This window comes from Sulfuritalea sp. (assembly GCF_017302275.1).
Classification (GTDB): Bacteria; Pseudomonadota; Gammaproteobacteria; order Burkholderiales; family Rhodocyclaceae; genus Sulfuritalea.
Window position 1 is genome coordinate 44494 of record NZ_JAFLDR010000028.1, and the last position, 7498, is coordinate 51991.

The following is a 7498-nucleotide window of genomic DNA, read 5'->3' on the forward strand; positions in this document are numbered from 1 at the left end:
GGCATGATCGCCCCACGGCCGAAATACGGTAACGTACTGCAATGTCTGATGCAGTCAAACCAAGCTTTCGCGAATACTGGCCTTACTTCAACGTTACCGACGACGGCTTTCTCTGGTGGCCGCTGAAAGACGCTATTCGTCTGGCAGCCGGGTATCAGCTTTACGTCGACGATGATCAGGCGCTGGAACCGGAGTTGCGCGCCACCAGCAAACGGGTTCTGGCCAATGAGCGCACCTTGATTGGCGCCTTTGGAGACGCCCGGTTGAGTATTGCGAAGCCGATCACGTTCGAGCGCGACGGCTTTCGCTATGTGGATGCCGCCGGCTTCCTGACCTGGCTTTCGCAGTACATCAGCCTGAAGCAACCCAAGATCGAGTTCCCCGACGCCCTCGCCGACGAAGTGAGAATCGCGTTGGCGAAGGCTGCGGCTGAGCGACCGCACAAGACCACGAGCGGGCCGTTCGAGAGCCTGACGCTTGCGCTGGAACCGTGGTTCGAGCAGGCGCTGGTTGAACTCCCCGACGCGCTGCGCTACCGCGTGGATCGGGAAATCCTGGTGCCGTGGGACTCGCTTGCACCTGCGCAACGGCGCGCTGCTGCGCTCCAGCGGGACTATCGGCACGATCCGGCAATGGAGCAGGATCGCCGGTCCTGGTGGGAATTTTTGGTGCGGAAACGTACCGTCAGAGCGCAGATCGCTACATGGGAAGCGACCGCTACCCCTGCGGCAAATGATCTGGCGCTGAAAGAGGGTCGGCTGAAAGAAATGCGGGAGGAACTAGCCCGTATGGATGAAAGGCAGCGGCAGGCATCCGGGAGCTATTCCCCGGCGCGAAAGCCGTCCGCCGCCGCGAATGAGGCACCCGCCATGGGCGCGGACTATATCGCCTACCCCAAGGCCATGGCGATGCTGGCCGGCCAACTGGATGCGACACCGGAAGAGCTGGCGGCCTGGGTTTGGATGGGGCCGAAGGATAGCGGGATCGCAGCCTACCTGAACGCCAATGAACTCGATCCGCCGCCGCGATTCCACTATGACCTCGGCAACGGCGACGATTTTGACTACGTGTCGCCGCTGATGGCCTGCTGGTTCAACGCGGAAGACATTGCCCAATTCGAGCCGACGGATCGCTACATCACAGGCCAAACGCTGATAGAACGTTGGAGCCGGCAACCGGGTTTGCAGGCAGAAGCCTTCATTCGCGCCAAGATTGCCGAATCGAGGTTGCTGGATGCGCACCCGATATTCGGAAGCACTCAAGGCACCTGCCCGGAGCAATCCGGTTTTCCGCCCCTGGCAAGCGGGCTGTTCCTGCTGGCACATGTTGAGGCGATTGAGGCAGAAGACTTTGCAAACGTCGAGGAAGGTAAGTCTAGAAAAGGTCAGAGCACTGTTCCGCCCGCTGCTCCAAAATCCAAAGGGCATCTGAATCATGACTTGCAGATGCAGGAACGAGCAAACCAGATCGCTGCTCAGAAAATGGAAGAGACAAAGCGGCCAGTCACACGGGATAAGGTGGCCAAGCTCTTGGCTGCCGAGCTTGGGATGACTATTGACACAGTCCTCCGCAGGATTCGTAAGCAGTGGTAAGTGGCCGGTTGCCCAAGTACCTAAAACTGCCCAAATAACTCATTGATTCGACGGACGTAAAGCGACCCGCCAAAAGCTTCCGCCTAAATTTTTGCCCACGCAAAGTGCCTGCCAGGTGATCCGCTGCAATCCTCAATTGCACGGACAAGGCCACCAAGCAACGCGGAGCACCCGGCCTTGTTCGTAGGGAAATGAACATGGCTGAGCAACTTCGATCGTTTTTGCGCCTCAAGCAGGTCAAGGCCGTCACCGGCATGTCCCGTAGCTGGATTTACGAGGCGATACGGCGGGGCGAGTTTCCGGCCCCCGTCACTCTTGGCGCGCGGGCTGTGGCGTGGGATTCGATTTCCGTGGCGGCTTGGCAGGAACGGCGCATTCGGGAAAGCGCAAGTCAGCGACAGGAGAACGCCAGCGCTGCGCCGGCTCGCGCCAAACACGGCGGCTGAGTTTCGGGACGCGCTGATCCATGGGCAAGCGCCACCCAAACCCACGCCTCGCCAAAATCCATCGCAATTACACCGTGGACGAGGTCGCCAGCCTGTATTCCATCCACAGGAACACGGTGCGCGAGTGGATCAAGCGGGGGCTCCCGACAAGTGATGATCGACGACCGATGCTGATCCTCGGCCGGGATCTGCTTGCCTTCCTTCAGGCACGGCGGATGAGGAACAAGCGCCCATGCCAGGCAGGCGAAATCTACTGCGTCCGCTGCCGAGTGCCGAGAGCGCCGGCCGGGAACATGGCCGACTACTCGGCCATTACCGAGACGACAGGGAACCTGGTCGCGATCTGTCCGGATTGCCAGACGATCATTTACCGGCGTGTCAGCCTGGCCAGACTGGACCAGATTTGCGGCGATTTGGACATCGCGTTTCCGCAGGCACTGCGACACATAGACGATAGCGCCAACCTCTCCGTGAACCGTGACTTCAGATAGGGAGCCGCGGACCATGACAATTCACAACGACGACGACGACGGGAAGTTCAGGCCATGACGACGCACAACCCCGACAACGAGCGAATCAAGCGCAGGTACTTTGCCTATTTGAAGGAAGCCCGACGCCATAGCGAACCGACGGTCGACGCGGTAGCGAAAGCGCTGGCCCGCTTCGAGGCCGATAGCAAATACCGCGACTTCAGGAAGTTTCATTCCGAACTGGCGATTGCGTTCAAGAAGCATTTGGCCGACCAGCGGAACCAGCAGACCGGCGAGAAGCTGAGCAAGGCAACCCTGCATGCCACCCTTGCGCATTTGAAAGCCTTCTTCCACTGGCTCGCCGGGCAACCCGGCTACAAGTCACGCCTTCAGTATTCCGACGCCGACTATTTCAACCTGTCGGAAAAGGATGTGCGCATTGCCACGGCAAGGCGGGAACAAACCGGGCCGACGCTGGACCAGGTGAAACACGTCATCGCCATGATGCCGGGCGGCAGCGAGATCGAGCGGCGGAACCGTGCGCTGATCGCGTTCACGATTGCGACCGGCGCACGCGACAGCGCCATCGCGTCATTGAAACTGAAGCACGTCGATCTGGCTGCTGGCTGCGTCAATCAGGATGCGCGCGAGGTGCGGACAAAGTTCAGCAAGACATTCACGACCTACTTTTTCCCGGTCGGAGACGAAATTCTGCGAATCGTCGAGGAATGGGTGACGTTTCTGCGGGAGGAAATGCTTTGGGGCAATGACGATCCATTGTTTCCGGCGACACGTATTGCCTTGGGGGAATCGCGCCAGTTCGAGGTGGTCGGCCTGGAACGGTCCCATTGGAGCAGCGCCGCCAGAATCCGCGAGATATTCCGCAGCGCCTTCAATAGCGCTGGCCTGCCTTACTTCAACCCGCACAGCTTTCGGAACACGCTTGTCCGGCTTGGCCAGTCGGTCTGCAAGACGCCTGAAGAGTTCAAGGCATGGAGCCAGAACCTGGGGCATGAAAAGGTGCTGACGACTTTCTTGAGTTACGGGCAGGTCGAGAGCGCGCGCCAAGGCGCGATCATTCGTGGGTTGGCAACGCCAAAGCTCGCCGCGCAGACGGACATGAGAGTGCTCGCGAAGGCGCTGATGCGTGAATTGCGCGAGTCCAGCGCGGACGTGCATAGATTCGTTGAGTAGCAAGAGTCGGCGCTGGCAACACGGCGCCGACTACGCCGCGTTACCGTGGAGCGGGATCACTTCGGCCCCAGCCTTCAGCTTGTCGAGATAGTCCGCCCATTGCTGCATCATCTTCTTCCGTTCGGGAAGGTGAGCGGTGCGGTTGTAGGCGCGTCCGTTCGGGTCTTTCACGGCATGGGCTAACTGGTGCTCGATCAGGTCAGGGCGCACGCCCAGCACTTCGTCGAGAATGGTCCGCGCCATCGCCCGGAAGCCGTGCCCGCTCATTTCATCCTTGGCGATACCCAGGCGCCGCATGGCAGCGAGGATCGCGTTATCGCTCATAGGTCGGCCGTTGGTTCGCGCGCCGGGAAAGACATAGGTTCCGGTGCCAGTCAGTGCATGGAGTTCCCGCAGGATCGCGACGGCTTGCGTCGCCAGCGGGACGATATGCTCGCTGTCGGTTTTCGTGACGTGATACCGCCATTCGGCGGCGTCGAGATCAATATCGGCCCATACCGCTTTGCGCAGTTCGCCGGGGCGCACGAATACCAAGGGCGCAAGACGCAGGGCGCAGGCGACTGTCAGGGTGCCCTGGTAGCCGTCAAGGGTGCGCAGCAGTTCTGCTGCCTTTGACGGATCAGTCACTGCCGCGAAGTTTTCGGCTTTGACCGGGGGCAGGGCGCCGCGCAGGTCCGGTGCAATGTCCCGTTCCGCGCGCCCGGTTGCGATGGCATAGCGGAATACCTGCCCGCAGTTGGCCAGCGCCCGGTGCGCGGTTTCGAGCGCCCCCCGGTTCTCGATTCGGCGCACCACGGCCAGCAGTTCCGGGGCCTTGATTTCGGCAATGGGTCGGCCACCGATCCACGGAAAAATATCGCGCTCGAAGCGCCGCAGGATGCGGTCGCCGTGATGTTCTGCCCAGTTGGGGGAATACTTCCCGTACCACTCCCGCGCTACGACTTCAAAACTGTTCGCGGCGCGTTCCACCTTGGTCGCCTTGGTGGCCTTCCGGTGTTCGCCGGGGTCGATGTCATCGGCCAGCAGTTTCCGGGCATCGTCGCGCCGGGTTCTGGCGTCCTTCAATCCGACATCCGGATAGACGCCGAGGGAGAGCAGCTTTTCCTTGCCGTCGAATTTGTAGCGAAGTCGCCACCACTTACCCCCGGCAGGGGTAACCAGAAGGAACAGGCCGCGCTCGTCAAACAGCTTGACTGGCTTCGCGCCGGGCTTGGTGTTGCGGACTGCGGTATCGGTCAGGGCCATTGTGGGGTAACTCCATCTGAGGTTTCGGGGTTACCCCTAAGAGTTACCCCTGTCTAAAGCTGGATGCTACGGGACAATGTTACCCCTTGCTGGACGCTAAAGTCAATAAAAAACCCGCACTTGGCGGGTTTTAAGGATGTTGCTGGATTGCTTTGTATCATTAAATGGTGGAGGCGGCGGGAATTGAACCCGCGTCCATAAGCGCGCCACAGGCAGTTCTACATACTTAGTCTCGCCGTTTGATTTAACCCGCTACCCGCCGACGGACAGGCTGGCTTCAGGCGATTCGCTGGATTTTCGAACCGTGCATCGCGACCCTGCACAGCCTTAGCATCTGTTAATGATCCTGATGCAACTTGCGTTGCCTGGTCCAGATGCAAACCAGTTCAGGAGCCAGCCGCAATTAAGCGGCTAGAGCGAAACGCTCGTCGTTGGCAGTTAGTGCTTTCCAGATGGATTTACGAGGTACCCGGATCCTCGGTATGCCCTGCATGCTTTGTCACCCATGTCGAAGCCATGTCGCCCCCTGGATGTTGCGTATCAGATGAGGCCGGACACGCGTGTTGCAAGCGCGATTCTAACGCGTCACGGCGGTGAGGCCGAGAATTTCGCCGGGTGTTCGGGCTATCGCGTCGGCTCCCCAGTCTGCCGGCGGCTTGCCGTCGCCAAGATAGCCCCATCCGGCGACCACGGTGGTCATGCCCGCCGCGCGTCCCGAGGCGACATCGCGCTCGTCGTCGCCCACGTAGACGCATCGGGATGCTGAAATTCCCATCACGGCGCTGGCCAGGTGCATCGGGTGGGCATGAGGCTTGGCGCGCCGGGCGCTGTCGCCACAGACGACGCAGATGCAGCGCTGGCGCAAGCCGAGGCCTTCGATGAGCGGGATTGCGAACCGCTGCGACTTGTTGGTCACGATGCCCCAGGGGATCGCACGGGCATCGAGTTCGTCGAGATGCTCCGCCATGCCGTCGAACAGGCGGGTACCGACGCAGAGCGCCTCCTGGTAAATCCCCAGGAAACGCTGCTGCAGATCGGAGTAGCCGGGATCGGTCGGTGCAATTCCCAAACCGGCGCCGATCATGCCGCGTGCGCCGGAGGATACGTGCGGCCGAAGCTTTTCCATCGATAGCGGCGGGTGTCCCTGTTCGTGCAACAGCTGGTTTAGCGCTCCGCCAAGGTCGGGAGCGGTGTCCGCCAGCGTCCCGTCAAGGTCGAAGAGTACGGCTTCAAGCACTGCGCCGCGCCCGTATGAGGTAATTGATGTCGGTATCGCCACCGATCACGCCTTGGCGGCTGAAGGGGTTGTAGCGCAGGCCGGTGATATCCAGTACTTCCAGTCCTGCATTCCGACACAGGCGTGCCAATTCGCCGGGCTTGAGGAATCGGGTGTAGTCGTGGGTGCCGCGCGGAATCAGGTTGAACACATACTCGGCGCCGATTACAGCGAACAAATAGGCCTTGGTATTGCGGTTGAGCGTGGACAGGAATACCTGTCCACCAGGCTTCACCAGGCGGGCGCAGGCGCTCACGGTACTGGCAGGATCCGGCACATGCTCCAGCATTTCGAGGCAGGTGACGACATCGAAACCGGCCGGATTCTCGTCAGCCATGGTTTCGGCGGCGATCAGGCAGTAATCGACCGCATGCCCGCTTTCGTAGAGGTGCAGGCGGGCGATTCCTAGCGCCTTTTCCGACAGGTCGATCCCGGTGACCTGGGCCCCCAGCGCTGCCATGCCTTCACTGAGGAGTCCGCCGCCGCATCCGACATCGAGCACGCGCTTGCCTTTGAGGTTGGCATGCCCGTCGATCCACGCCACGCGCGCCGGATTGATGTCGTGCAGGGGGCGGAACTCCGAGTTCGGATCCCACCAGCGATGGGCGGTTTCACTGAACTTGTCGATTTCACGTGGATCGGCGTTGCTGGCTGTGCTCATGTCCGGGTATGCGATGTTCGGATGGCGTGGGCAAAATGAAAAAGCCCTGCAGGGCAGGGCTTTTTCGGGAGCTGCTCGGTATTACTTGGTACCGATGACTTCGATCTCGACGCGACGATCGGGTTGCAGGCAGTCAACGACCTTCTTGCTCTTCGGCCCCTTGCACTGGTCGGCCTTGGTGATCGGCTGCTTCTTGCCCTTGCCTTCGGTATAGACCCGGTTCGGTTCGACGCCCTTGCTCACCAGATAGGCCTTGACCGCTTCCGCGCGTTTCTCGGAGAGCTTCAGGTTGTAGGCATCGGTGCCGAAGCGGTCGGCGTGACCGACGGCGATGATGACTTCAAGCTTGATGCCCTTGATATCGGCGGAGAGCTTGTCCAGCTTGGCCTTGCCTTCGGCGCGCAGATCGGCCTTGTTGAAGTCGAACAGGGCGTCGGCGGCAACGGTGATCTTTTCACCGGTGGGCTTCGGTCCGGCGACCGGGGCAGGAGCCGGCGGTTCGCAGACTTCCTTCGGCAGCAGGTCCTTGTCGCACTGGCAGCCGGCCGGATCCTTGGCGGCAGCCGCCGGGGTCCAGTAGCCGGTCCGCCAGCACAGGCCGAAGCCGCTCAGGG

Annotated in this window: 8 protein-coding genes and 1 other RNA gene; 4 read left to right on the forward strand and 5 right to left on the reverse strand. The window is 61.0% G+C overall.

Annotation, left to right across the window (positions count from 1 at the left end):
* Positions 1-41 precede the first annotated feature (41 nt).
* The 4 genes from J0M27_RS14850 to J0M27_RS14865 all read left to right on the forward strand — a co-directional run bounded on the left by J0M27_RS14850 (position 42) and on the right by J0M27_RS14865 (position 3702).
* Positions 42-1592 carry a hypothetical protein gene (locus J0M27_RS14850; protein WP_294993251.1) on the forward strand — a complete coding sequence of 517 codons (1551 nt, stop codon included), beginning with the start codon at positions 42-44 and terminating at the stop codon, positions 1590-1592.
* A gap of 197 nt (positions 1593-1789) precedes the next feature.
* Positions 1790-2038 carry an AlpA family phage regulatory protein gene (locus J0M27_RS14855; RefSeq protein ID WP_294993253.1) on the forward strand — a complete coding sequence of 83 codons (249 nt, stop codon included), beginning with the start codon at positions 1790-1792 and terminating at the stop codon, positions 2036-2038.
* 20 nt (positions 2039-2058) lie between these two features.
* On the forward strand, positions 2059-2529 hold the full coding sequence (locus tag J0M27_RS14860; protein WP_294993256.1) for a helix-turn-helix domain-containing protein: 471 nt from the start codon (positions 2059-2061) through the stop codon (positions 2527-2529).
* A gap of 54 nt (positions 2530-2583) precedes the next feature.
* Positions 2584-3702 carry a site-specific integrase gene (locus J0M27_RS14865; RefSeq protein ID WP_294993259.1) on the forward strand — a complete coding sequence of 373 codons (1119 nt, stop codon included), beginning with the start codon at positions 2584-2586 and terminating at the stop codon, positions 3700-3702.
* Between the two features lie 30 nt (positions 3703-3732).
* On the opposite strand, the gene J0M27_RS14870 is transcribed toward J0M27_RS14865, so the two are convergent.
* The 5 genes from J0M27_RS14870 to J0M27_RS14890 form a co-directional block, all read right to left on the reverse strand.
* Complete coding sequence (locus tag J0M27_RS14870; protein WP_294993262.1) at positions 3733-4947, reverse strand: integrase arm-type DNA-binding domain-containing protein; 1215 nt, start codon at positions 4945-4947, stop codon at positions 3733-3735.
* Between the two features lie 165 nt (positions 4948-5112).
* Positions 5113-5474, reverse strand: a transfer-messenger RNA (tmRNA) gene (ssrA, locus tag J0M27_RS14875).
* A gap of 50 nt (positions 5475-5524) precedes the next feature.
* The gene (locus J0M27_RS14880; RefSeq protein ID WP_294993265.1) at positions 5525-6184 is read right to left on the reverse strand and encodes an HAD-IA family hydrolase; all 660 of its coding nucleotides are present in this window, start codon (positions 6182-6184) and stop codon (positions 5525-5527) included.
* Positions 6177-6884, reverse strand: coding sequence for a bifunctional 2-polyprenyl-6-hydroxyphenol methylase/3-demethylubiquinol 3-O-methyltransferase UbiG (ubiG, locus tag J0M27_RS14885; protein ID WP_294993268.1), 708 nt, complete (start codon positions 6882-6884; stop codon positions 6177-6179). The genes J0M27_RS14880 and ubiG overlap by 8 nt, the downstream gene beginning before the upstream one ends.
* Before the next feature lie 81 nt (positions 6885-6965).
* The coding region (locus tag J0M27_RS14890; protein ID WP_294993271.1) for an OmpA family protein at positions 6966-7498 on the reverse strand (533 nt) is incomplete at its 5' end.

Excerpts from the sequence above, each read along its gene's own strand:
- J0M27_RS14870 (WP_294993262.1), bottom strand. The coding sequence starts at position 4,947 with ATGGCCCTGACCGATACCGCAGTCCGCAACACCAAGCCCGGCGCGAAG.
- J0M27_RS14855 (WP_294993253.1), top strand. The coding sequence starts at position 1,790 with ATGGCTGAGCAACTTCGATCGTTTTTGCGCCTCAAGCAGGTCAAGGCC.
- J0M27_RS14865 (WP_294993259.1), top strand. The coding sequence starts at position 2,584 with ATGACGACGCACAACCCCGACAACGAGCGAATCAAGCGCAGGTACTTT.
- J0M27_RS14860 (WP_294993256.1), top strand. The coding sequence starts at position 2,059 with ATGGGCAAGCGCCACCCAAACCCACGCCTCGCCAAAATCCATCGCAAT.
- J0M27_RS14850 (WP_294993251.1), top strand. The coding sequence starts at position 42 with ATGTCTGATGCAGTCAAACCAAGCTTTCGCGAATACTGGCCTTACTTC.
- ubiG (WP_294993268.1), bottom strand. The coding sequence starts at position 6,884 with ATGAGCACAGCCAGCAACGCCGATCCACGTGAAATCGACAAGTTCAGT.